Raw genomic sequence first — 25292 nt, 5'->3', positions numbered from 1 at the left:
CTATTATAGTCTAGATTGACCCTATGGCTATCCCTAGACAGAGGACAGTCAAAACTGTTAGCGAGGTGAAGAACATCTTTCGAGCCCAAGGTTCGTCCTTGGCAGCCTCAAAAGTCTGCAACCCCTGCCAAAGCCAATAGACGCTGACGGCCGCAGCGATAGTGAAATAGATATCGTTGGCATAGCCGAACGCAGTCAGAAGCATGGAGGCCACCATGAACGCAATGATATACAAGATAATTCGTATCTTAGTATTCCGCATGCCGATTTTACTCGGAAGAACCGGGATCCCCGCCGCCGTGTAGTCTTTGAGGCGGTACATGGCAATTGAGTAAAAGTGAGGCATCTGCCAGAGGGTCATAATGGCAAATAGTAAGACTGCTGCTCCATCGATCCGACCGCTGACTGCCACATAACCCGCTGCCATCGACATAGAGCCAGAGACACTGCCGACAATCGTTCCGTAGGTTGATTTTCGCTTGGCAATGCCGTATAGGACAACGTAGTCTATATAGGCTATGACCCCCATCGCAACAACCAGCCAGTTGACATAGAGAGCCAAGATGCCAAAGCCAACAACACCAAGAATAACGGCATAGGTTATGGCGTTCCAAAGTGGTATCCGACCAACAGCTAGCGGGCGCTTCTTTGTCCGAGCCATCTTCTTGTCTATCTCTCGGTCAATGTAGTTATTGACGACACAGGCTGAACCGATAACTAGCGACGTACCAACCAGTAGGTAGACTAGTAGCGCCCAGTTGATATGCCATCTAGAGGCCAGCAAGAACCCTGCTCCAGCCGTCATAATGTTGGCATAGGTTCGCTCTGGCTTGGCTAGCTCGTAGTAGTCCTTGAGTAGACTCATAGGCCGCCGTTCTGGTTGATCATATACGTATTCATCTGCTGAGGGGTCATTCTGTAGTTAAGATTGTGCATGATCCAGAGGCTGCCAAAGACCAAGATGAAAACAACCAATATCATGAAGGCAAGAACCAACAGTTTCCAACGAGGCTTGGTTTCGTGGCCAAGATGCAAGAAGAAGTAGAGTTGAACGAAGAACTGAACGAGCGCCAAGGCAACAATACAGGTGATGATGAACGGATGAGTGAAGGTTTCGTGACCCGAGTTGACGTGGATCCAGACCAGCATATAGGCCACCAGAGTACAGACAACTGACGAGATAAATCCGGTTACATAGAGAGCCAGACTCCCCCGGTAAGTAGCACGTTCTTTCTTAAAAAGTTGTGGTTTCTGTTCATCCATATTAGAGGGCCCCCAGCAGATACACGATCGTAAAGATGAAGATCCAGACAATATCCAAGAAGTGCCAGAACATGCTCAGCAATGTCAGGCGACGAACTGTCGAACGGACGAGCCCGCGGGTAGCCACCTGAAATCCCATGACGATCATCCAGAGCAAGCCCATCGACACATGGAGGCCATGAGTAGCCACCAGCGTAAAGTAGGATGAGAGAAAGCCGCTTCGACGCCAACTGTCACCATCATGGACCAGTTTGGCAAACTCATGTAGCTCAAGCCCAACAAAGAAGGCGCCCAGCAGGAAGGTAACTCCAAACCAGAAGAGGGTCAGATTTTTCTTCTTTTGGTTGGCGGCAAGTATACCTAGTCCGCATGTGAAGCTACTAGTTAACAGGGCGAGTGTTTCCGTCAAGATGTAGGGGAGACTGAATAATAGACCGCCTGGAGGACCGCCGTACGTGTTATTACGCAGAACGGCAAAGGCAGCAAAGAGGCTGGCAAAGAGGACACAGTCGGTCATGATATAGACCCAGAAGCCGAAGGTCGCGCGTGAGTCCGCCTCCTGGTGCTCTTCACGGGTATTCAACTGCTCGACAGCCATGGTGGCAGCACTTTCACTCATACACTCTCTCCTTCAACCACATAGCTAGCCTCGACGCGCTTGATCTCTGCCACTGAGACAGTCCGCTCAATACTATCGTTGCTCAGACGAATAATCATCGTTAAGGCCAGACCGATAAGGCCCGCCGCCACAAGAAGCCAGCTATGCCAGACAGCGCCGAAGCCAACGGCAAACGCAAAGGCGGCAATGAATAGGCCTGCCGGGGTATTCTTCATCACGTGTATCGGCCGATACGGTGGTTCGTTCCCCTCGCCTTTCCCTTTCTTGGCCTGCTTCATAGCCCAGAAAGCATCTCTATCCGTTACATTTGGGATAAGTGCAAAGTTATAAAAGGGAACGGGCGAAGGTGTTGACCACTCAAGTGTGCGACCATTCCATGGGTCACCACTTAGATCCTTGTGCGTCCCTCGCTGGAAGAAGCTGACAATTAACTGCAGGACTTGAAAGGCACCACCTAGACAGATAATAGCCACGCCGATTCCCGCAACTATGAACAAGGGCTGCCAGCCCGTTGAAAGCGCGTAGTGATCGAGGCGTCGTGTCGCTCCCATAAGCCCGAGAATATACAGCGGGCCGAAGGCCAAAACAAAGCCGATTATCCAGCACCAGGCCGCATACTTACCGAGTCGTTCATTCAACTTGAAGCCGAAATACTTAGGAAACCAATAAGTCAGGCCGGCAAAGTAGCCAAACAGCACACCACTGACAATCATGGTATGAAAGTGAGCAACCAAGAAGAGACTGTTGTGGACCTGAAAGTCGATCGGAGGCACCGCCATAAGGACTCCGGCCACTCCGCCCATGGTAAAGAGAAAGACAAATCCCATAAACCAAATCATCGGTGAAGCAAAGTGGATCCTTCCTCTATACATTGTGAAGAGCCAATTGAAGATCTTCACACCAGTCGGTACCGCAATCAGCATAGTAGCAATACCAAAGACGGCGTTAACGTCTGCACCCGCGCCCATGGTAAAGAAATGGTGCAGCCAGACGCAGAACGAGAGGAGAACGATTGCCCAGATTGCCCAGACCATAGAGGTATACCCGAAAAGTCGCTTCCTAGAGAAAGTGGCCACTACTTCCGAATAGATTCCGAAGGCGGGTAGAACTAATATGTAAACCTCCGGATGCCCCCAGGCCCAGATGAGATTGACATACATCATGGCGTTGCCTCCACCACCAGCTGTAAAGAAATGCATCCCAAGTGCTCTATCGAGAAATAGGAGGGTCAAGGTGACAGTTAGAATTGGAAAGGCAAAAATAACAAGTGTCATAGTCCCCATGACACTCCAGACGAACATCGGGAGTCTTCTAAATGTCATGCCCGGTGCCCGCATCTTAAATATGGTAGTCATAAAGTTGATACCACTAAGCAGGCTACCAACACCGGCAATCTCCAGACTCCATATCCAGTAATCAACGCCGACGCCAGGGCTGAATTTTAACTCACTAAGTGGCGGATAAGCTAGCCAACCTGCTCCCGAGAATGAGCCGATAACCAGCGAGACGTTGATCAAAACCATGCCCGCTGCAAAGAGCCAGAAACTTGTGGCATTCATAAAGGGAAAAGCAACATCACGTGAGCCTATCTGCAAAGGCAGAACCAGATTGACGATGCCGAAGAGGAAACCCATACCAACGAAGAAGATCATGATTGTACCGTGCGCAGAAAAGACCTGTTGGAACATATTCGAAGACATAATCCCGTGTGAGGCCCCCACTGACGTTGCCTGCTGAAGGCGCATCATGACAGCATCGACACCTCCCCGTGCGAGCATCAGGCCAGCTACTATTAGGTACATCGTGCCAATCTTCTTATGGTCCGTCGTCGTCAACCACTCATTCCACAGCCACTTCCATTTCTTGAAGTAGGTAAGCAAGATAACGACTAGGATCGAGCCACCGACAATAGAAGCGGCCGCACCGAAAGTAATCGGATCGCGTGGTATCTGGTTAAGGTTGAGCTTGCCGAGTAGACCACCGAAGAGTGTCAGTATGTGCCAGTTCATTGCATGTACATCCCCGTTGATGAGGCTGATGCAGGCATTGTCGGCATATCAAGAGGCGACATATATTTCATGACAGTATCATCATACAAATTATTTGGGACATCTGAGTAGTAGGTGGCCTTGTTATTCTGGCTAGGTTCAGCAAGTTTGCTATACGCCTCCGACGTTAAAACCTTCGATGATGCTTGAGCTCTTTTCACCCAAGCGTTAAAGTCCGACCAGCTAACCGACTTAGTTGTGAAGTTCATGCCCGCAAAGCCGACGCCGGAAATATTCGCGGATGAACCATAGTAGCTCCCGGTCTCGTTAGCTATGAGGTGTAGTTGGGTCGACATACCTGGCATGGCGTAGATCTGCCCGCCGAGCCGCGGAATCCAGAAAGAGTTCATAACGGTATCAGAGGTAACATCAAAGTCAATTGGTACATTGCTAGGTATTTCAAGCAAGTTTACAGAGGCAATATGCTGCTTCGGATAGATAAATAGCCACTTCCAGTCGAGTGCAACAACATCAACAGGTATGGCCGGCACCGAAGAACTCAGCGGTTTGAAGGGATCAAGGGCGTGAGAGCTTTCCCAGGTTATAACTGAGAGGGCGCCGATGATAATAATCGGGATACCCCACCAAAGAGTCTCGTAAACGCGGCTACGATCCCAATCTGGCTGGTACTTGCGAGTTTTGATCTTTCGGTTGTCCTCGCGGTATCGCCAGGCAAAGGAGATTGCCATAATATAGACTGGCACTACTACGATAACGGAAAGAAGGATGGCGATAATCATGAGCTCCCGTTCTCTTCGGGCAACTTCTCCTGCAGGCTGCAAAACCGCAACAGTATGATGATCTAGATACCAGGCGAGAGCAGAGACGACAACGACAATCAGGGCTGTGATTAGCAGTAATTTCAGGCCCTTTCTTGTGTGACTCCCGTTTGATTTTGCCATAACCGTTATTAGTCACTATAGCACAGCTCTAAAGGGGGTCGTGTGACGCACGTCACCATCCTTTCCAAGACAAGGCGACGAGTATTATATACTATGCCTATGTATAAGGTATCCGTCTGATGCGTATTGCCATAGACGCTCGAATTATTAGCACAGGTACTGGTAGATATATCGAACGACTGCTTTTCTATCTTGAGCAGCTCGATACGGCAGACACTTTTCTTATCTTGGTGAGGCGCAAGGATCTCAACTATTACAAGCCGCATAAGCCAAATTTTCAGATTGTCGAAGCCGACTTTGCGGATTACAGCTTTGCCGAACAGCTCGGCTTTAACAAACTACTTCGTAAGCTTCGACCAAACCTCGTTCACTTCTGTATGCCTCAACAGCCGCTCCTATATAAAGGTAACTCTGTAACAACCGTTCATGACCTGAACCTGCTCAGAATAACCGCAAATGACATGAGCAAGATCGAGCTCTTTGTAAAACAGCGAGTCTTTGCATATCTACTCAAACGAGTCGCAAAACGAAGCACCCATATTATCGCCACTAGCATTTACACCAAGAACGACCTGATCAACTTTAGTGGTATACCTTCGAGCAAGATCACAGTTACCTATGAAGGCACCGACCTATCTAAGAGTAAGCAAAAACAATATTCCAAAATGGCTAAGCATAAATTTATCATGTACCTAGGTAGAGCGGAGCCATACAAGAACAACCGAGGCCTGATCAAAGCCCATCAAGCATTACTAAAAACCCACCCTGATCTCTGGCTCGTTATTGTTGGCAAAATCGATAAGCAGCGTCAAGCTGATATGGAGTGGGCCAAAGACCTCGGCTATAAACAGATTCACTTTACCGACTTCATTCCTGACGAACAAGTCGCATGGCTCCACAAACACTGCCTTGCCTACGTCCTGGCTTCATTTATGGAAGGTTTTGGGTTACCGGCCCTTGAGGCAATGGGAGACGGCGCACCAGTTGTTAGTAGTAATACGACCTGTCTGCCAGAAATTTATGGAGATGGTGCATACTACTTTGACCCCCACAACTTCAACGACATGGTGGCAGCCATAGACTACGTAATTAGCAACCCGAAGATACGTGACCAGCTTCGAGTTGCCGGCAAGAAAGTCCACGACAAGTACTCTTGGAAGAAGATGGCCAAGCAGACGTTGGAAGTCTACAAGAACGCCTTAGTCGCAAAGGAAGAGACTACTCCTCCTCAGGAACTGCCTCAGTTGTAGGTTCTTCGCTTGCTGGTTCTTTTTGATCAGTCTGGTCGGCAGGATGAATAACAACTCGTCTATCCCGGCCTTCACCGACAGATTCAGTTTTGAGGTCACTATACTCTCCGACGGTCTGATGAACGACTCGCCTGTCCGCTGGACTCATCGGACGCAATTCCATCTTTTGCTTGCTGCTGCGAACTTGCTCAGACCAGTCTTGCACTTGGGTAGCCAATCGCTCAGCGCGGTGCTTCTTGTAGTCGGCTACATCAATGTTGACCCTGTCTATTGAGGCGTTTGAATTCTTGAGTGCCATACTGACAAGATATTGCAGAGAGCGTAGTGTATCACCATGTTGACCGATTAGAAAACCGTTCAGGTGGGTTGAGGGAATCTGTAGTTCGATAACTTCGTCGTCGCAGCTGGTGTTAACAGACGTATTAAGACCAAAGAAGCTCAGAAGGTTTTCTAGGTACTGTTTGGCAAATGTAATGGCTTCGTCCTGGTTCATAACCTACCCCTTCCTCTTAGTGGTCTTACCGCGTTTAACATGCGTGGCGCTCTTACTACTCTTCTTAGTCTTCTTCTTTGGAGTGGTCTTCACAACTTCAGCCTCTTGCGCCTTTTCAGCCCGTGCAACGACTGACGTCTTGGTTTCAACCGACTTTTCCATCTCTTCCTCATCTCGGCTGAGTAAGTAGCTCTGTTGGGCCCAGCCAACAAGTGTGGTTGTGAGAAGATAGAGCGCTAAACCGCCCTGCACACTGATGGCGAAGAAGAAGGTGAATAGCGGAAAGATTTTGACCATCATGCCATTCATAGCGGTAGTCATGTCGGACTGGTCGGAGATGGATGAGCCACTGCCAGCATCCTTAAAGATCTGCTTTAATGACTTACTGTCCTTCGCGACCGGCATAAGTTGCTTGGACTGGAAATACTGGAAGACGGCTGCCAAGAGCGCAATGAACATGAGAGGAATATAGACTTTGCCATTACTACCAAGTGCATGGACGCTTAGATCGATTCGCCCAAAGAGAGTTTCGTGGAAAAGGTGAATGTTAGATGACACGTTCTTCATGTAACCGATGTGACGAACAAAGTTGTATGATTTAGCAACCAATTCATGAGGATTACCGCTAATAAGACGAAGTACTTGATAGACAGCGAGAATTATCGGCAACTGGAGCACAAGTACCCCCACCGTTCCAAACGGGTTGATCCCTCGTTCTTTATAGAGCTCCATCATCAGCTTGCCTTCAAGTTGCTTATCACCCTTGGCCTTCTCTTTGACACGCTTGAGTTCAGGCTGAATCTTGCGCATAACTTTCGTCTGATGCATCTGTTTCTTAAGAAGCGGCCACATGAGAAGGCGAATAAGAACGGTGAAGACGATTATTGTGACGCCGAAGTCGTGCCCTGGCATTATGGCGTAGATAGCAGCCAGAATATTGAGGGTAATAGAAATGATAACGTGATAGAGGCCGATTATCGCATGACCAAGTATGGGGAATATGTACTTACCGCCCAGAATAAAGACGATAACAAATAACAGGAAGTAGACAATGCCTTGCATATTAGAGATATTGTAGCATAATTACTTCTCTGTTGTGAAGCGGCGAGAGCCTTTTATATCGCTCCAAATTACTAGGTGTATAAGTTGGCAGATTTTAAGAGTGAGACGACTTGGTCGTGAAGTTCGTCATAAGGAATATCGGCCACCCTCTCATCAAAGACAAAGAAAGCAATATCGTACGGCCGCTTTATGTGATCCCACTCCAACCTGATGATCTCAAAGATTCGCCGCCGGATCCGATTACGAACAGGTGCTTTCTTCGTGACTTTCCTCCCGACCACTACAGCACAGCGTGAGTTGATACTACGGGAGTTATAGACGAACTTGAGGCTCAAGCCATCATATCGAACCGTCTTGCCACGATTAAAGAGAAACCCAAGACTACGCCGACCATGAAATCTGTAGCTCGCTTCTAACATAGCTACCTACAGTATAAACACATTAGGTCCTCGACCTAATGGGAGAGTCGTTTGCGGCCCTTAAGGCGCCTGCTCTTGAGGACAAGTCGTCCGGCACGTGAAGCCATGCGAGCACGAAAGCCATGCACGCGAGAGCGATGTCGTTTCTTCGGCTGGTACGTTCGTTTTGGCATTTATTAATCCTTTCAGTCTCTGGTCTAAAGAGAAATAAGCTGTCGTTTATTTTAACAACTTTTCCACATTAGACAAGAGCTTATCCACATGTTTACAGGGGAGAATTGAAGGCTGTGTATAAACGAACATCTTAGCTGTTCGTTTTTTGTAACTAAAATAGATTGTGGAAAAGTCGGCTCATTGAGTATAGTTTTAGTAGGACTATCAAAACCGTACGAGGGAGGTTAGGAATTGGCGAAGAGTGCCACTTGGCAGAGTGTTCTCGGTGAAATCGAGCTTGCAGTATCTCGTGCTAACTTCACGACGTGGTTTAAAAATACCGAACTGATTGATGACGCTAATGGCAATATCACCATTGAGGTGCCGAACATCTTTGCCAAAAGACAGCTCGAGGTCAAATACAACAAACAGATAAAAGAGAGTCTCGAGAAGAACGAAGTCAAAGTAAAAAGTATCACCTACGAGATACGATCCAGCAAAAACACGAAGAAGAATGAAGGCCGTGCCGGACAGGATGTCGTTTCCCTGCCCACCAACTCGCTCGCCTCAGGCTCTAAGCCCAACAGTAGAGCTGTCGGGCTTAATCCTCGCTACGTCTTTGACACTTTTATAGTCGGCTCGAGCAACGAACTAGCCTATGCTGCCTGCCAAGCAGTCGTTAGCGACCCGGGTATGAAGTACAACCCGCTCTTTATTTACGGCGGGGTCGGGCTTGGCAAGACACACCTTATCCAGGCCGTCGGTAATGGCATCGCTGAGCAGAACCCAGACGCACATGTCACCTACATATCTTCCGAAACCTTTGTTAACGAATTCCTCGAAGCAATTCGCTTCAAGAAGAAAAGCTTTGCCGATCGTTACCGAAACGTCGATGTCTTAATCGTTGATGACATGCAGTTTATTGCCGGCAAGGAGAAGACTCAGGAAGAGTTCTTCCACACCTTTAACGCCCTCCACCAGGCCAACAAACAGATCATCATCAGTTCAGATAAACCCCCTAAGTCGATCCCCACTTTAGAGGAGCGTCTTCGAAGTCGGTTCGAATGGGGGATGGCGATAGATATCCAGACACCCGATTACGAGACCCGGTGCGCCATTCTGCAGTCAAAGGCCAACTCTCATAACGTAACGCTCGACCGAGACACGATTGAGTTTCTAGCCACTAACTTCCAGACCAACATTCGTGAACTTGAAGGTGGTCTTAATCAGTTGCTGGCATATTGCGAGATGCGCGGCGTCGCTCCTGATGTACAGGTAGCAAGTGGTCTACTCGGTACGCACCGCAACAGACCACAAAGGTTGACCTCAAAGCAGGTCGTAGAGAAGACGGCCAAACACTTTCAGATCCCCGTGGCCGATATGATTGGCCCTAAACGCGACAAACACATCGTCTTACCAAGACAAGTAGCCATGTATCTACTTCGAAGCGAACTCCATTTAAGTTTTCCGAAGATCGCCGGTGAGCTTGGCAGAAAAGACCACACCACAGCCATTCACTCCATTGAAAAGATTGAGAAAGTTATCGCTCTTGATTATTCAATGCGACAAATTGTAGCAGAACTAAGGGAGCACCTCTATGTCTAGGAGCTGTGCACAAACTGTGTCTTCAACTGTGTCTAGTCATGTGCAAACAAATCGGTCTTATACACAGGTAGAAGCACTCGCTATCAAACCAGCCTGGTATTCCCCATTCTCTCCCCCACTGACATCAAGTTGCGCACCTATTTTACGCAGACTATTCACAACACTTGAGACAATTTTCTATCTGTTGAAAAGCCGTTTGTACACATTATCAACACCCCCTACTATTACTTCTACTACTTATATAAATAACAATAGGAAGAAAGGAATCAGCCAATAAAGATGCGCCTTCAAGTTACACAAGAGAATCTAAGCAAAGCACTATCAGTAGTTGCTCGCATTGCTTCCGGCAAGACTCCCCTGCCCATCTTAAATAACGTCCTTTTAAAGACCGAACAAAACAGACTTCTCCTTGCAGCTACCAATCTGGAATTAGCAGTTACGGAATATGTCGGAGGCAAGATTGAGGAAGAGGGGTCGCTAACAGTTCCTGCTCGTCTTATGACTGAACTTGTCAGTAATCTTCCCAAAGGTAATGTTGAACTAATCTCGGATCAACATAAACTACACGTCAAGACAACTAACTACAACGCTACTATCAACGGTATGGTGGCGGATGAGTTTCCAAGTCTGCCATCGGTGAGTAACCAGAATAAGATCACTCTCCCCGCCCACATCACCAAGCGAGCAATTCAGCAGACCGTTCTAGTGGTTTCGGGCGACGACACTCGTCCGGTACTGACTGGTGTCTACGCACATACTCACAACGGGAAACTCTACTTTGCAGCTACAGACGGCTATCGCCTGGCGGAACGACAACTGGTGGAAAGCTCCGCCCAACTTCAGTCGATTATTCCGGCAGACACGCTACAGGAAGTTCTGAGAGTCTTAACGGATGACATTGAAGAGGTTGAGTTCTGGTTTGACGAGACACAGGTTCGCATTCGTATTGGTGAAATCGATATTGTCAGCCGTTTGATTGACGGCACATTCCCGGATTACCGCCAGTTAATACCTGATACCAATGAGACCTCTGCGGTACTGGACAAGGAAGAGCTGGTTCGTATCACCAAGATCGCCTCGCTCTTTGCTCGGGATAGCGGTGGCAGTATTACGATTGAAGTGGACGAAACAACCAAGACGGTCAGTATCCACTCGGTTGCTTCGCAGGTTGGCGAAAACGACGCCAACATAGAAGCCGAAGTAACAGGAAGTGGCCGGCTGACACTTAACTCACGCTACGTCCTTGAAGCACTTGGCTGTATTGATGAGAAATCCGTCAAGTTTGCCTTCAACGGCAAGCTATCACCGTGTGTTCTGACAGCTGCCACGAAGCAGGTCGACTATAAGCACATTGTTATGCCGTTAAAGAGCTAGTTTTGTGTCACTGGTTAAAGTGAACGATAATAGCTTGTGATGTACAGAAAGATTCATCTTAAGAACTTTCGCTCATATAAAGACACCACATTCGACCTAAGTGATGGGGTTAATATGGTTGTCGGCCCGAACGGTAGCGGTAAGACGAACCTTCTTGAGGCTCTCTATGTTACTTCTTATGGAAGCTCGTTTCGCGTGCAGGATAGTAACCTTATACATCATGATGCCGATTGGTTGCATCTGGCGACGAATGACGAGCAGGCAGTTGAACGTAGTCTGCGTATCCGTCGTGATCCTCAGAAAGAGACGACTACCAAGGAATTTCGGATCAATGATGTCAGCAAACGACTAAACGTCAACACTCGTATTCCGGTTGTTCTTTTTGAACCCCGGGACATGCAGCTCTTAACGGGCTCCCCAGATCAGCGTCGACTCTTTCTAGACGTACTACTTACTCAGCTCTCCCCCACTTATGAGCGAATCTTGACGCGTTACAAACGGTCACTGGCGCAGCGTAACAGACTCCTGAAAGACATTTACGACCATATTGCTCCACAAGACCAACTCTTTGTCTGGAACGTGCGTCTGAGCGAGCTAGGAGCTCATATTATGAACGAACGTCAGGATCTAATTGATAGAGTAAACAAGCTAGCAAGTGATGCTTACAGCCAGCTGAGTCACAAGGCGTCAAAGGTTCAACTTCACCACCAGACAGCGGTTAAAGGGGATGTTGTCACTCTAGCTTCTGCCTTCCTGCATCAATTGGAAACAAATCTAAGCAAGGATCAGGAGAGAGGATTTACCTCAGTTGGCCCTCACCGCGACGATTTTACAATTGACCTCGATGGTTCACCTGCTCACTTCAATGCCTCGCGAGGAGAGTTGCGAACCCTTGTTGTGATGCTCAAGATTGTTGAAGCTACATTGCTATACGAGGTAAGTTCACGGCCACCACTTCTTCTACTTGATGATGTCTTTGGGGAACTGGATGCGACTCGACGTAAGGCCTTGTCGCATCACCTAACGCCGTGGCAGACGATCATTACTACTCCGGAGTCGGGTATTGAAGGGAGTATACCCAAGAATAGACTGGGTCAGACCATCAACCTAGGATAAACCTTAGGGCCCAGGAGTCATAGTGGGTAGATTGCTGTAGGTTGCCGGGTTATTTGGATCTGGGCTCCATGTAATATTCAAAGTCGACGTATTGACACCATTACCTTGAAGCCACTGCAGGGCCTCATTCTGGAACTGCTGCAGATCCTGTTGGTACATAGACACATTGTTGTTGATATAAAGAGCAAAGAGTTGAATCTGAAGGTCGAGCTTGCCGTCAGTCTCACCGCTAAAGCCGATATAATAATGGACTGTTTGATATGGCAGGAATTTGGTTATCGGGAACTGCCTATATAGGAGATCCGTCGCATTGTTTGAAGCTTGCTGCTGCGACTTTGGTAGCTGGTTGTAGTTTACGTATCCTGCAGTGAAAGTGAGTTTATAGGAGCCGATTGTATACTTCCCATTAGCCGAAGTTGCCTTGGAGACGATAACCGTGTACTGATCATGGTATTTAAGGTTGTTTTTAGGAGTGAAAGTTAGCGTGTCCCCTTTTGTAGACAGAGTTCCGTTGACACTTGGGGAGATTGAGAAGTTCTTGGTAGTTGATGAGGCAACCGGTATGTTGTATGTGATAGAGACTGGGCTGACAATATCGAGGGTTGCCTTGTTAGCGGGATCCGTACTGACAACATAAAACGGTCCGCGGAAGACATTGCGAAGGCTGTAGCCGATTAAGATGAGCACAAAGACGCCCACTACACCGGCAAGGGTCATAAGCAGATAACGTCTATACTGTGGGTCCATATATGTAGTCTACCTTTATTTGCATCATTTAAGACCACCCCAACCGACGATTGAACTAAGATGTTGGTATCCCGGATAAACGGAACAGCCAACGCCAAGCGGGGCGCTAGCTATATTGCCTGCAAACGCTTTGCATCCTGGAGCCAGACCGGCTGTTGAGGCGTTAAGCCCAGCATTCCCCTCGATTGTATAGAGGTCATTTCCAACTACTTGGTCGACGATACCGATATGACTTTCGAATGAGGTTGACGTCCCGCATGTCGAACCTTGGAAACAGAAGACAACGACATCGCCCGGTTGTGGTGCGGCCGCGTTAGCTCCATTCGCGGTCCAGATCCCGTGTGTTTGCATGTAGCGCATGATGCCGAACGCTGAACCGATTAGCCAAGACGGCCCGCCACCTCCCGAGAGCGGTACACCGGCGGTCATATAAACCCAGCTGACAAAGGCTGCACACCATTCACCGATCAGGTATGACTGATTAGCAGTATATTTGACGAAGAGTGAGTGGTCAGAGCCTGGGTTACTATTCCAGGCTACGTCTTGTTGAAGAGCAACATTGACGATGTTGCTGTTGCTAACAGTTACGCCGGTGCTACTTGAGCACGGCGAGTTGCTCCCACCAGGTCCTTGACCAGACTGGCTGAACTTAGAAGTTACGAGAGCGTAGACGTTTTTCATGTAGGCGACGGTCTGTGAGTAGCCCGCTCCAAGCTTAGTAAGATCGTCCACGGGCGCATTTGCACCAAACTGCTTGGTGGCCTGTATCATCGTGCCATAACCGGCGTTATAGCCACCTGCGGCGTAGATCATAGTGTGAGCGATAAATGCTTGATTAAGATCACCTGGGGCAGCTGTCCCGGATAGACCAAGACCCTGTGAGCCGTATTTTGCAGCTGCAAAAACAGCATCTGGAGGCCAGTTGATATCCGGTGAATTGCCGACACTGGAGGGGCGTGCGGGCAGGCCGGTGCCACTGGCAACTGTCCCATAAGCTGACCATGAGCCGGGCTCGAACTGCATTGGTCCTTGGGCGCCTGTCGGCGAGGTCGGCCAGTTTGTAGATGTTGGTGAGCCGGCCCAATTATTGCCATTCTCGGTGTAGAAGATGGCTGCCAGCCAAATCGGTGGAACGTTGAATTTCTCCCCAGCATCAATGAAGAGCGGCTGCCAGGCCTGTGGTACGCCGGTCAGTGTAATACCTCCGCTCGAGCCAGTCGGGCTCGGGGTGGTTGTTGGTGTACCGGGTGTCCCACTCTGGGATGGCGTTAAGAGTGCCTTGGTGATATCCAAGATATCTAGTTCGCCAGTACCTTCGTCGGCTACGCCGGCAGTTGTAAAAGCAAGGCCGTAGGTCGTGCCGTTACTTTGGAACTGAGCTGCTTGGTTGACGATGTATGGTACTCCCTCTGCACCATATGGGTTTGTCTGGGTGCTAATACCAGTGTTGCTGCTCGACTCCCCTTTCCATCCCTCTTTTGAGTAAACGGTACCCGGTATGCCGGCTTGTAGAATACCCGTGACAGGGCTGACGTTGGCGAGCAGATCGAGGCCAGTCTGCTGTTGTGATGATGGGATCATGGTATCGATCTTAGAGAAGAACTTAGCGAAGTCATTAGCCGTGATTTGCGACTGGCCGAGGTCGTAGAGAGTGTCTGCTGAATCGTTGAATTTAAAACCGGTCATGCCTGCTTGGCTGGCTACGTTCTGAATTGACTGTGACGGATTCTTAAGTGCATGGTAGACGACGTTCGCATCGTTATCGTCGGATATATGGATCATTGCGTCGGCGTTAGCCGCCAGACTTATGCCGTCGCTCTCGGTCGTATTGGGGTTGAGTGTTCCATTGGCTACTTGGGTAAGGTAGGCCACGAGGATCATAGATTTGGTGATAGAGGCTCCATAGTTTTCAAACGTGTCATTGTAGTTGGAAACAAGGTTGCCGCTCGAGTCGTACATGGCGTATCCGATATTGACACTGCCGGTGCTTAGCTTCTTCGCCAAGGCCTGTGCGGCTTGGCTGTTGATCTGAAGTGTTGAGGTTGTGTTTCCGGCCGTAGAGCTGAAACACGGCAGGGCATACCATGGATAGCCGCCGTATACCTCGGGGGTGTTGGTGTTATAGTATGGACTCGTGCCATTATCCCCTCCTCCAGTCGGAGCTGCTCCCGCCATGCCGGACAGTGTAACGAGGTTGAACATAACGCTGAGTATGGCGATAAACGTGACCTTGCCAGTGATTTGTAAGAGCTGTCTCATATTAATTCGGTGAGTTTCCATTACCGCTTAAGAATATATTACCAACCGCGTCATCCATGAGACACATGTCACCGGTTGTGTAGTTGGTCTCACCGATGGCGTTGACTCCGTTCGTCTGCCGGTTATCGGTGCAGGTGTCAGGATCCATGAATGGGTCCGAGGTCCAGGCCTTGTCGTTTACTGCGAAGCCAACCGTTGGAACGCCGTTGGTGTCCTGGCTCGGGTATTCTAGAAGAGCATGGGCCGGAGCTTGGGATATGGCAGCAAATGGCATGCTGAAAATATTGAGTGGGTTGAGAGTAGCAGTAAAGTCGGCAACGTTCGTTGGAATCGGGGCGGACATAGTTAGCCTGGCTAGGATTGAGTTTGGATCAGTGATCGAGAAGAGCTTCTGACCGAGTGGCAGGGCTGCCTCATTGGCGGCGTAATCAGCGTTGGCTGCCGAGATAAGCTGGTTGGATTGTTGCTGGTTGAGGTCGTAACCGCCGAGTCCGTACGGCTGGCCGTTGGTGTCGATCCCACCCGTCGCCAGCTGGTAGCTAGCGTATGAGGCTCCGGTATAAGCGGCATCGAACAGTCGCCACGGCGTCTGGATAACCTCAGTCAAGCTTTCAATCATCGGCGGGAAGACGACTTCAAAGAACTTCATGACGTATGGCAGACAATGCTTGAAGATGTCTCCAAGGAGGTCAACAGCATAACGCAAGGGGTTGTATCTGCCCAAAGACCAGTTCAGCAGCGAATAGATGGCTTTAAGAAGGTCGACAATCAGGGTGCCGAGGAGATTAAAGACGAAGTTGATAATGGCGTCGAGTCCGTTGACAACTGGATTATTGAGAAGGCCTGAGAGGCTGTTGAGGAATATTTCAAGGATCGGATTATTGCGGATCGCTTGAACGAGCGGTGGTTCCTGGTCAAGTCTGAACTCGTTACACATGAGCTGATTAGAGGGCACCGGGTGACCATCGCGACACGTCTGGGCACCGGTATTGCCCGGCGTAGTCTGCCCGTACTCACCACCGGCGATGTAGTCGTAAAGCTTGCTTCGCCCAACGTCGGCAGTTGATCCAGCCAGTTCGTTGCTGGCTATTATCTGGTTGGTGTCGTAGGCACCCGCCTCAATGCCACCATTCAGCTCAGCCGTTGGTTCAGCGGCCGCTGCCTGGAGTAAGTTATTGGCTTGTTCGGCCTGAGGAATCTTGATGACATCGTTCCAGAGGTTCATAGGGATATCACGAGTAGCCGGTGGGACTTGGTTTTGATAGGGATACGGAACGCCCGTCAGACTAATGGCTAAACCACCACCTCCCAGGATGGTAGAGAGTTTGCCAATGAAGTGAGCTATCTGGATGGCCAAGATAACCTGCCCAACATATGGGACCGCATCTGTGACGTTCTTGGCGGTTACGTCAAAGCCTGCTTTGGTAAGAGCATAGGCAATCAACGTAGCAAGGTAGCCGGTGACTTTCTCTTTGAGTGCTGCAAGTAGCCCTTTTGAGGCCTGCGCTTCGACTGTCGCGCTCTCGTCAACGGCATCTTCCGCCAAGACGTCTTGACCCTCCTGTGCTTCATCCTGCTCGGGCCCGCCTTTGTTGAGACACGAGAGGCTCAGGTCGAGGACGCATCCCAAGAGTAGAGTGGCTCCGATTTTGATCGGTTCTATCACGCGGTCATTGATAATACTAAGCAGCATCGCTTTATACTCAGCTATCTTATCTGTGACGCCGAGCTTAGCATTATAGAGTTTCTCTAGTGTTGTGCAGGCAAAGACACACCCGGAGGTACCGTACCTCCAAGAGACGAAAATACGTTTCAATAGGTTGGTAAAGAAGCCAACACGATCCTCCCCGACATTCAGCCGTTCCATTATGAGTCTGGTAGCAGTCACCGGGTTGCGGGTATATACCTCCGAAAAGAGGTCGAATTTAGCTGGGTCCTCGGCCACGTTTTCGGCGACCGTTGCCGTTCCGTTTGCCCCACAGTCTGGACAACTGATCTTCCACTGCTTCTTAGCGCCGTCGAACTCCATTCTCCATTTGTTGCCGTCAGGGTCAACCAAGAGCTTATTCTCGATCTTATTCAGGGCTAGCTGTTTTCCTTTGGCGGTTAGTAATTTGAAGAGACCCGCTCCATCAGCTCTGTCGATACATTCGGGAGTAATATCTCCGTGACAGAAAGCGGCTTCAGGAAAGATAACGTGAGCGAAGTAGTCATTAACATACTGTTTGAGCCGCTTCTCGAGCATATAGTCGATAGCAATCTTGGTGGCATCATCAATGATCAAGGCCTCATATTTGGCCTTAAACAGTTGGACGAGGATGACCAGAAAGAAGATGACAAGAAAGACACCAATAATACCAAAGAGGACCTTTCTCTTCCGCTTCTTTTTAGCAGAACCTTGGAGACTGTCTGCGTCTGGTTTGTACTTGAAGCTTGATTGCGTAGTAGCTGGTGCTTCGAGTGACCCCTCACCTGCTGCGACGCTACCAAGACCGCCTCCTTCGTTATCGCGTGGCTGCTCAACGCCAGCTTCAGCGTCACGCAGAGTGCTTTGTCTATGACTTTGATCGCCCGGATATTCTGGCTCACTGCTTCCGGTCTGAATAGGCGGCTCAAACTCACTAGACTCCTCGCGCTGAGGGGTCAGTATTTGACCGCCACCACCTGGCTGCTGGGTAAGCCCGTCGTCCCCCATTTCTAGGGTCGGTAGATTGGCCGGACCTCCCATGCGCGGAGTTCCCGATCGAGTACCACTAGGTCTCGCCGGAGGGCGTCCTGCACCGGTACGAGCTGCTGGTCGTCGGCGCTGGGATCGATTGCCTGTTCTGGAGTCTTCGCTTTGTAGCGCCACCACTACGGTCTACCTGCCCCTCCGTTAACTTCTAATGTTCCCCCCTGTTGGGCTTCAACGGACGCAAGAGGCTCGCGGGGAACCTCGTCGTTAGGCGATGTGAACTGCGGTTCAGCTGGCTGCGGTGGTACAGGAGGATTGGTAGCGCCCGGAGCGACTGGGCCCGGGTGCGCAATATTGACCGTCTGCTGCTGTATTTGGGCCGGATTGGTAGTAATCAGTGAGGTTTCGGTCGGTGAGGCAACAATCTGGACGTGAACGTGATTTTGACCGGCAAAGAGTAGACCCTGACCGACTGGGAATTGAGATAGCCGCTTCTGCTCTTCCTCAGTCAGCTTGAAGACGGCAGCTAGGATGTCGACTGCTGTTGGTGACTGTTTGAGGAGAATCTGCATCGATGCATTCGCAACAATAGCACGTCCCATCTTCGAGCTCATAAAGTCTTCAACGTCTTGGCTGATGGTTGTCAGGCCGAGGAAGTATTTGCGAGCGCGCTTGGCGAGTGAGAACATAAAGTTAGCAGAGTCCTCATACTTCATCAACTGCCAGGCTTCGTCAATGACCAGCATGCGCTTCTTGCGGTCTGTCTTGGTACGATTCCAGATGTGGTTAAGAACGATGTACATAGCGACGGGGCGAAGCTCGTCTTCAAGATCACGGATGTTAAAGACGACCAGCTTGTTTGAGATGTCGACATTTGATTGCTGCGAGAAGATACCGGCAAATGTTCCTGAGGTGTATTTTCGCAATCTCTGAGCCAACTGCGGCCCGGTACCAGGCATGTGGAGTAAGGTATCGTAGAGGTCATTAACAGTCGGTGGGGTGGTGTTGTGCGTCAGCGGATCGTTAGTGATACCGGCTCTCGCGTAAGTGTCGATTAAGGCTTGGTCTAGGTCGGCCTCTTCTACCGGGCTGAGAACAGGGCCAATCGCGGAGACACTGTATCCCCCAGCTGTTGAGGCGGCCGCAGTGGCGCCACCCATCATGAGTCGTAACAGGCCGTGGAGCGTAATGAGGTTGGAGCGTAGTGCGTTGTCTGCCTCTTCGCTATCGACAACCAGTGGCAGGTCAAACGGGTTAATCCGGGTATCGGAGTTGAGTGAGAGGCGGATATACGAGCCACCGACTGCTTCGCTAAGGCGCTGATACTCATTTTCGGGGTCAACGATAATCACTTCAGTCCCCATCATCATACTTCGTAGTGCCTCGAGTTTAACGGTAAACGACTTACCGGCACCTGACTTGGCAAAGACGACCATATTGGCGTTTTCTAGAGTGAAACGGTCAAAGATAACCAATCCGTTATTGTGCATGTTGATGCCATAAAGAATGCCATTCTCTTGGGTGAGGTCTGCACTGGTGAATGGGAAGCTGGTACTCAGGGCTCCGGTGTTCATATTCCGGCGGACTTGAAGCTGATCAAGACCTTGTGGAATTGTCGAATTGAAACCCTGTTCCATCTGAACTGTAGCCGGCTTTGAGTAGACCAGCTGCTGACCAAGAACCGTCTCGACTTTATGCTGGATAAAGTTAAGCTCGTCGAGTGATGTTGAGTAGATAGTGAAGTAGAGACCAAATCGGAAGAAGCGTTCTTCGCCTACTTGGAGCTTGTCGCGAAGTTCCTCGGCGTCTTGGATGGCTGCCTGGGTCCCTGGATCGCGGACTCGTCCTTTCTCGGCGTTTAACTGCAGGTCGGCTTCAAGCTGGGATACTTTCTTGCGAAGGTTGTCGAGTACGACGCGGCTTTCGACTGGATAGATGAACATTGAGACATCGATCTCTTCGTCCATATTGATAATTGAGGAGAGCCAGCCAGTGAAGATCTGTCTCGGGTAACCATACACATAGAAGCTGCGGGCATAATACGTACCGAGTCGGAAGAAGCCGGACTCGAGTTCGAGTGAGCTCGGCGCTATGAAGTCTCGTAGCTCGGTGACGCCTTTGAGGAAGGCTTGTTCGACCTCATTCTGTTCACGAAGTCGCTGCTGTTCAGCCAGTTCGACTGGGTTTACCTTCTTGCCGCCGAAGAGTGCCATTACCGTGCGCCTCCGTCTAGGTGTGGCTGCTTAGCGTTACCTACACCTTTGGTGACGACGACCGTTGCCATATTGTTGAGCTCTGGTAGCGGCTGCCTGGTAGCAGTATCGGGGTTGTATACGTCGTAGTAAAGTTCGATAAGTTCCTGTGTGTCAAGTGGGACGGCCTGGACACCGAGCTGCAGGAGACCGTTAACAACGCTCTGGACACGATTCTGGAGTTCGGTCTTAGCTTTAACAAGGGCACTCTCGTTTATGATCAGTTGCTGCTTGCTACTACCGAGGATCCCCGATAGGAAACCCTTGGTCTGTGCGGCGACTTGTCCGGCTTTGATCTCGCTGAAGTACGGAACGACTACATAGAACTGCTTGCTCATGATGTTGGTCTGTTCGACCAGCTGTGAGACGTAGTAAATATAGTCTTCCATGAGCAGCGCCAATAACATATTGTCCTGCTCAGTCCGGATCCTATTGAGTTTTTCGAGATATGGTCGCATATCCACTTTCCTGGATCGAACGACGATCTGCACTGGGAAGTAGAGAGAGTTAAGGAAGTTCTGGTAGGCGTACTCGACGGACTCTTTCTCACCGGCGCTCATCAAGTCGAAGTTAATCGATCGGGCTAGGATGACCGCCCTGAAGCTACCATCATTCATGATGACGATACCGTCGCGTATCTCGGCGATCTCCAATAAATTCTGAGTGCTGTTTTGGTTTCTTGGTGGGGTCTGCATCTTCTGTTGCGGATTGGCCACACCCGTCTGGGCGGCTGGTTGCTGGAAGTGGGCTTCCTGTTGTTGGGGTGGCGTGCCTTGTGGAGGAGCTGGCTGTGGTTGCAGAGGAGGCTGTGACTGGGTGTCGGGATGATGAGGTAGATTAAGCCCGAGTGCTGGCGATGAGCTGGTCGACATCGCCTCTGGATAATACGAAGACTGCTGTTGAGGCGCAGCTGGAGCGCCACCAACACTGGGGAGCTGTGGGCCCCCTCCGGTCGCTGATGGTGCTTGGTTCGGGTTCGTGTTGGTCGGTTCCATCGATGAGTGCTGCTCCACCCTACTCGGCTTAACGGAGGGTGATCACCACTTCATCTGTAGGAAGCGAGTGTGCATGTCGTGCAATCGCGCTCACCGTTAAGTCATTGTTATTCGCTAACTGCATTATAGCAGGTGATACCTGTGGTTTCATAGGTTGAGCGACGGCTTTTGCGGCGTCCGTTGCTGCTTTGACTACCGCTGCTTGATCGGCCGCCCGATCTCCGCCCGGCTTTATTACTGTCTGGTGGATATCGGTCGGGTATGGGTTGTAGTGAGTAGACGCCATGCTATCGAGCAGGTTGTTGACGTCATCGTTGAAGGCTTTGTTGTTGGCAGCTGGCATTTGGGATGGCGGTGTTGGCGAGGCTGCAGCTGCCTGCTGGATCTGGCTTACCACCTGCTGGCGATTGGCCTGTGTTCTCTGTTGGATGAGGTTATCGAACTTCTGAGCCGTCACAGTTCCCTCGTCCATGATGTCCGGCGCGTCAGCGTCAGGGTTAGGACTGGCTATGGTCGGGTTAGCGATACGATCGGACGGCTTGGTGTTCAGGCCTTTTGCCGACCAACCACGACTGTCAACGACATTAGCCAAGCGACTTAGACGTGAGTGGACCTCTTCTTGGGAAATATCTTTTGTCCGTCGCCTCTCAATTATTTTCGGAGCTGTGATAATGACCCGCTGCTCATAGCCTTCCTGATCCCAAATCCGTTTGTGTGGCTTTAGATAAAAACGAACCAGTGCGGCAAGATAGACCTCAACTGGCTGGTCCTTACGCATAACGAAGCCAAGCACCCCAAAGATGATGAGGAACGGCAGCATGATAAAGCCAAACGGTAGAGCGATTCGGCTAAGGATAAAGGCGAACCAGCCCGAGGCGAAGAAGAGTAGGATAAAGATGAACTGTTTAAGTGAAAATGGCCCGACGATCTTATCTTCGGCCTCGACGTCCTGGGGGACTTTATAGAGAGCCATGATTAGTGTCCTTCTGGCTGGTCATAGAAGTGCTGCTGAGGTCCGCCTCCGGCTGCTCGCCGTCTGGCGGCTTCGGCTTCTAGTGTGCTCCGACCGTTACCTTGAGCGCCGGCCTGTGACTGCTCGCGTAAGAAGTGCATAAAGGTGCCGGTGTCATTATATGGTGCTTCGCCAGGCGCAGTCGGCTGGTGAACGGTGCTCGTGAGCTGACCTTGAATGGCTGCCCCTGTGCCTTCTCGGAAGTAACCGCCGAGGTACGTCATGTAGCCAATCTTCTGTGCCCCTCGTTCGGCAGCCTGCTGAGCCACAACCTGGCTCTTCTGGGCTGTTCTGAACTGAGAGGCTGCCGAGTCTCGAAGTCTACCAGCTTCTATCTTCTGGGCCTCTGTAGCGGTACTACTGTTAAGGATGTTCGCAGCTCGCTCCATCTTGCTCTGAGCGGCACCCATTGCATCTTGAGCTCTCGTCATCTCAGTGTGGCGCTCCTGGGTGTAGTCGATAAGACCTTGAGCGTAGTCGCGGGCATTGTCGGCATTCTTGATGCTCTGAAGGTCTTCCTGGCTAAACTTACCGTTGGTGACAAAGTCGTCGTGGAAGCGCTGCATACGGTTGGCGTGGACAACTTCCTTAGCTTGAGCCTTAGTCATACCAGCCGCGGCACCGGCATACATCGGCTGGTTGTCACCAGCACCCCAGTTGAAGTCGGTTGAACGGCTGAACTGGGTCATCATCTCCTTGCGAGCATTGGTCTGGTAGAGCGAGTCGACAAAGGCGTCACGAGCCATATTGCTTCGACCCGTACCGAGTAGTCGTCCGGCTCCAAAGGCGGCTTCGTCGGTCAGCTTGCCAGCTTCGGCTGAGACCTGAGCGGCAGCCAACCGGGCGTCTCCACGTCCGGCAAAAGCGCGGTAGGTCATTAAGGCTTTACCGGTAGAGACGGCGTCAGCATTCTTGATTCGTTCACCGGCTGCATTTAGTTTAAAGCTGCCGTCGGAATTCTTAACCCATGAGTCATCGCCTTCCATCAGCTGATGAGCGCGCTGTTCGAGCGCCTTTGAGTTATAGCCATAGGCGGCAAATTCGCGAGCTGAAAATGGATCCATAGAAACACCATGGGCCTGCATATCCCGGGCGGCTTGCTGTGAGGCGGCCGAGATAGCGCCAACTCGTTGCATCTGAGCATTTTTGCCAAACGGAGCAAAACGAGCCGCTCCTTTACCGTAGGCAGCGTTACCGGCGATGAAGGCGGGCTTGTTGAAGATCTTGCCGGCGACACCTTTATACCGTTCACCGGTAGCAGATTTTCTGAGTCCTTCCTTGGTCTTCTCGGCAGTTGCCTTGCGGGCCCTGCCATGCAGACTACGGCCGCGAGCATTGGCGATGCCGGCAACCTTACCAAACGCACCTAAGCTAGACTCAGCGATACGAGGCAGTAAGAAGAATGGGGCAAAGATACAGATCTCTGCGACGACGTCCGATACAAGTCCAGCTGCCATTAGCTGTTACCTGCCGTTATTACATATGCCAGCAAAGCGCCAACGGCGATGACGATTTGGAAGAGTGGGTACATTATTAATAATCCCACGAACAGGTCTCTATATTTGTTAAACCACGATTTAGTTCCGGGTAGGACCCACAGGACGATGGCTACCGGGGCAAAAACGGTACAGGCGATCAAGAAGCCTTGTCGCAGAATGACCAGGAAAAAGCCAATGGCCGCAGCGATTAATATACCCGCCACGATGGGGACCAAGACGAAGAGGCCCGGTCCTGCGATAACCAGGAGGGTGGCCGTTACCGTTGCCGCCAGTAGTATGCCTAGCTGTTCTGCTCCAGCCGTCGGACTGATGATGAGTGCAGCTTGGCTGCTGAACGGCGCTAGCATGACCGCCTTGGCACCATCACCGACGATGTTAGAAAACTCCATAGCAAAACCTGCTATGTACCATGACAGGTTGATGAGAATGAAGGCGATAACAATGCGAGGCAGCAGCTTCTTGGCTGTATAGGCGTCGATATAATTGCCGGCCGCCTGGCCGATGATCATGATCAGGAAGACGAGGATCATTAGGGTGGAGGCCAGCCGGACAACGACCAGCCATGAAGCATGAACGCTATTATATGAAGCTCCCGAGAGGCCCGTCAGTCCGTCTTCGCTGGCTGCGACGGGTTCGAGCAATTGGAACTGAAGCCTCGTCAGCACGTTGCTGTAGAGCCATTGGATTACTTTGTTCAGGGCATTAATAAGGCCACAGAGAATGTCTGCCATGAAGCCACCCTGGGTCTCACAGACTTGCTGTTGCTGCTGCCCGCCCACCTGATTCTGGCCGATGGTAGCCACGGCCCCATTGTTCGCCGCACAGGTACCAGGGTAGTTGCCGAGATCTGCTGGCAGGGGGTTCGTAAAGCCTCCTTGCGAGCCTTGACCAGTTATGTTGGCCACCTGGTAGTAGGTTATAGAGTTAGCAACCGGATCGAAATAAACGTAATCATTGGGGCAGCCGTCCTTATTAATGCTGCCGACATAGTAGTTCGATTGGCCCGCTTCGTTAAAGGTGTTGCTAATGCCAGCACAGGGACCCTTAGCGAGAGTGATCGTGTTGTTACTGTTGATGTTAAAAGTAGGCGGGTTGCAGCTTCCTCCACCCTGAGTACCGCCACCGCCCCAGGTATTCGTCAAGTTATATGTGCCACCGCTCAAGCAGGTGTTGTTGGCAGCAAGCTGTATACCATTGTTGGTCGCGGTGCTAGCCAGCCTCGAATTCATAATAATGCCGACACCTTCGAGAATACTGACTGAAGTGGCTTTCTTGTAGTTATTGACTGTTATAAAGTCACGACAGGCGTTGCCAACGCCGCTACCACTGACGGAGTACTGAAAGGTCATGTTTGCACCGGAGATAGTGCCTGGGCCAACGTTTGTGCCATTGCAGGTCATGGCGGTTTTGCCCGTCCATGTGCATGTGTTGGCTGCATGTATTGGCAGAGCGGGAAGAATGGCCATCAGAAGTGAGCTAACTAGAAGCAGAGCACACCCAAACAGTCCTGACCGACGCTTCAACATTATGTAATGTAGTATATCAGTATT

The 25292-nt window shown here is 50.5% G+C and carries 21 protein-coding genes; 4 read left to right on the top strand and 17 right to left on the bottom strand.

Translation table 11 applies throughout. The annotated features are described in order from the left end of the window. Positions 1 to 10: 10 nt before the first annotated feature. The 5 genes from cyoE to cyoA are packed head-to-tail and all read right to left on the bottom strand — an operon-like array spanning position 11 to position 4832. Complete coding sequence (gene cyoE, locus VGS28_01850; GenBank protein HEV2412530.1) at positions 11 to 865, bottom strand: heme o synthase; 855 nt, start codon at positions 863 to 865, stop codon at positions 11 to 13. Then, positions 862 to 1263 (bottom strand): cytochrome o ubiquinol oxidase subunit IV, encoded by a 402-nt coding sequence (gene cyoD / locus VGS28_01845; GenBank protein HEV2412529.1) that lies wholly within the window; start codon positions 1261 to 1263, stop codon positions 862 to 864. Before cyoD ends, cyoE begins: the two co-directional genes overlap by 4 nt. 1 nt (position 1264) lies before the next feature. Then, positions 1265 to 1882 carry a cytochrome o ubiquinol oxidase subunit III gene (gene cyoC, locus VGS28_01840; protein HEV2412528.1) on the bottom strand — a complete coding sequence of 206 codons (618 nt, stop codon included), beginning with the start codon at positions 1880 to 1882 and terminating at the stop codon, positions 1265 to 1267. Continuing rightward, the gene (locus VGS28_01835) at positions 1879 to 3891 is read right to left on the bottom strand and encodes a cbb3-type cytochrome c oxidase subunit I (GenBank protein ID HEV2412527.1); all 2013 of its coding nucleotides are present in this window, start codon (positions 3889 to 3891) and stop codon (positions 1879 to 1881) included. Before VGS28_01835 ends, cyoC begins: the two co-directional genes overlap by 4 nt. Then, positions 3888 to 4832 (bottom strand): ubiquinol oxidase subunit II, encoded by a 945-nt coding sequence (gene cyoA, locus VGS28_01830; GenBank protein ID HEV2412526.1) that lies wholly within the window; start codon positions 4830 to 4832, stop codon positions 3888 to 3890. The genes VGS28_01835 and cyoA overlap by 4 nt, the downstream gene beginning before the upstream one ends. 119 nt (positions 4833 to 4951) lie before the next feature. Between cyoA and VGS28_01825 the strand changes: the two genes are divergently transcribed. Next, positions 4952 to 6082, top strand: a complete 1131-nt coding sequence (locus VGS28_01825) for a glycosyltransferase family 1 protein (protein HEV2412525.1) — start codon at positions 4952 to 4954, stop codon at positions 6080 to 6082. Here the strand turns inward: VGS28_01825 and VGS28_01820 are convergent. From VGS28_01820 to rpmH, 4 genes are all read right to left on the bottom strand, one after another. Next, a complete protein-coding gene (locus VGS28_01820; protein HEV2412524.1) occupies positions 6051 to 6575 on the bottom strand; it encodes a R3H domain-containing nucleic acid-binding protein in 525 nt (174 codons plus the stop codon). The two genes, VGS28_01825 and VGS28_01820, sit on opposite strands and share 32 nt — an antisense overlap. Positions 6576 to 6578: 3 nt before the next feature. Next, the gene (locus VGS28_01815) at positions 6579 to 7637 is read right to left on the bottom strand and encodes a YidC/Oxa1 family membrane protein insertase (protein HEV2412523.1); all 1059 of its coding nucleotides are present in this window, start codon (positions 7635 to 7637) and stop codon (positions 6579 to 6581) included. A 71-nt stretch (positions 7638 to 7708) separates the two neighbouring features. After that, entirely contained in the window at positions 7709 to 8056 is a 348-nt protein-coding gene (locus tag VGS28_01810; protein ID HEV2412522.1) for a ribonuclease P protein component, read from the bottom strand. 35 nt (positions 8057 to 8091) lie between these two features. Next, positions 8092 to 8229, bottom strand: a complete 138-nt coding sequence (rpmH, locus tag VGS28_01805) for a 50S ribosomal protein L34 (GenBank protein ID HEV2412521.1) — start codon at positions 8227 to 8229, stop codon at positions 8092 to 8094. A gap of 232 nt (positions 8230 to 8461) precedes the next feature. Here rpmH and dnaA point away from each other — a divergent pair, with 232 nt between their 5' ends. From dnaA to VGS28_01790, 3 genes are all read left to right on the top strand, one after another. After that, positions 8462 to 9814 carry a chromosomal replication initiator protein DnaA gene (gene dnaA, locus VGS28_01800; GenBank protein HEV2412520.1) on the top strand — a complete coding sequence of 451 codons (1353 nt, stop codon included), beginning with the start codon at positions 8462 to 8464 and terminating at the stop codon, positions 9812 to 9814. Between the two features lie 279 nt (positions 9815 to 10093). Further along, positions 10094 to 11188: a DNA polymerase III subunit beta gene (dnaN, locus tag VGS28_01795; protein ID HEV2412519.1), complete on the top strand. Its 1095-nt coding sequence runs from the start codon at positions 10094 to 10096 to the stop codon at positions 11186 to 11188. Positions 11189 to 11227: 39 nt separating this feature from the next. Next, the gene (locus VGS28_01790; GenBank protein HEV2412518.1) at positions 11228 to 12304 is read left to right on the top strand and encodes a DNA replication/repair protein RecF; all 1077 of its coding nucleotides are present in this window, start codon (positions 11228 to 11230) and stop codon (positions 12302 to 12304) included. Between the two features lie 3 nt (positions 12305 to 12307). On the opposite strand, the gene VGS28_01785 is transcribed toward VGS28_01790, so the two are convergent. Genes VGS28_01785 through VGS28_01750 form a run of 8 tightly spaced genes read right to left on the bottom strand, consistent with a single transcriptional unit; the run spans position 12308 to position 25268 of the window. Further along, entirely contained in the window at positions 12308 to 13021 is a 714-nt protein-coding gene (locus VGS28_01785; GenBank protein HEV2412517.1) for an Ig-like domain-containing protein, read from the bottom strand. 54 nt (positions 13022 to 13075) lie between these two features. Further along, positions 13076 to 15310 (bottom strand): serine hydrolase, encoded by a 2235-nt coding sequence (locus VGS28_01780; protein ID HEV2412516.1) that lies wholly within the window; start codon positions 15308 to 15310, stop codon positions 13076 to 13078. Between the two features lies 1 nt (position 15311). Then, entirely contained in the window at positions 15312 to 18164 is a 2853-nt protein-coding gene (locus VGS28_01775) for a hypothetical protein (protein ID HEV2412515.1), read from the bottom strand. After that, the gene (locus tag VGS28_01770; protein HEV2412514.1) at positions 18164 to 20197 is read right to left on the bottom strand and encodes a DUF87 domain-containing protein; all 2034 of its coding nucleotides are present in this window, start codon (positions 20195 to 20197) and stop codon (positions 18164 to 18166) included. The genes VGS28_01775 and VGS28_01770 overlap by 1 nt, the downstream gene beginning before the upstream one ends. Beyond that, on the bottom strand, positions 20197 to 21231 hold the full coding sequence (locus VGS28_01765) for a hypothetical protein (GenBank protein HEV2412513.1): 1035 nt from the start codon (positions 21229 to 21231) through the stop codon (positions 20197 to 20199). The genes VGS28_01770 and VGS28_01765 overlap by 1 nt, the downstream gene beginning before the upstream one ends. A 28-nt stretch (positions 21232 to 21259) precedes the next feature. Continuing rightward, on the bottom strand, positions 21260 to 22204 hold the full coding sequence (locus VGS28_01760; GenBank protein ID HEV2412512.1) for a PrgI family protein: 945 nt from the start codon (positions 22202 to 22204) through the stop codon (positions 21260 to 21262). Between the two features lie 2 nt (positions 22205 to 22206). Next, positions 22207 to 23700 carry a hypothetical protein gene (locus VGS28_01755; protein HEV2412511.1) on the bottom strand — a complete coding sequence of 498 codons (1494 nt, stop codon included), beginning with the start codon at positions 23698 to 23700 and terminating at the stop codon, positions 22207 to 22209. After that, positions 23700 to 25268, bottom strand: coding sequence for a hypothetical protein (locus tag VGS28_01750; protein HEV2412510.1), 1569 nt, complete (start codon positions 25266 to 25268; stop codon positions 23700 to 23702). The genes VGS28_01755 and VGS28_01750 overlap by 1 nt, the downstream gene beginning before the upstream one ends. Positions 25269 to 25292: the final 24 nt, after the last annotated feature.

The sequence above is a fragment of the Candidatus Saccharimonadales bacterium genome, assembly GCA_035945435.1.
GTDB lineage: Bacteria > Patescibacteriota > Saccharimonadia > Saccharimonadales > DASZAF01 > DASZAF01.
Note: the sequence above shows the minus strand (reverse complement) of the source record. Positions and strands in the feature narration are given on the sequence as shown.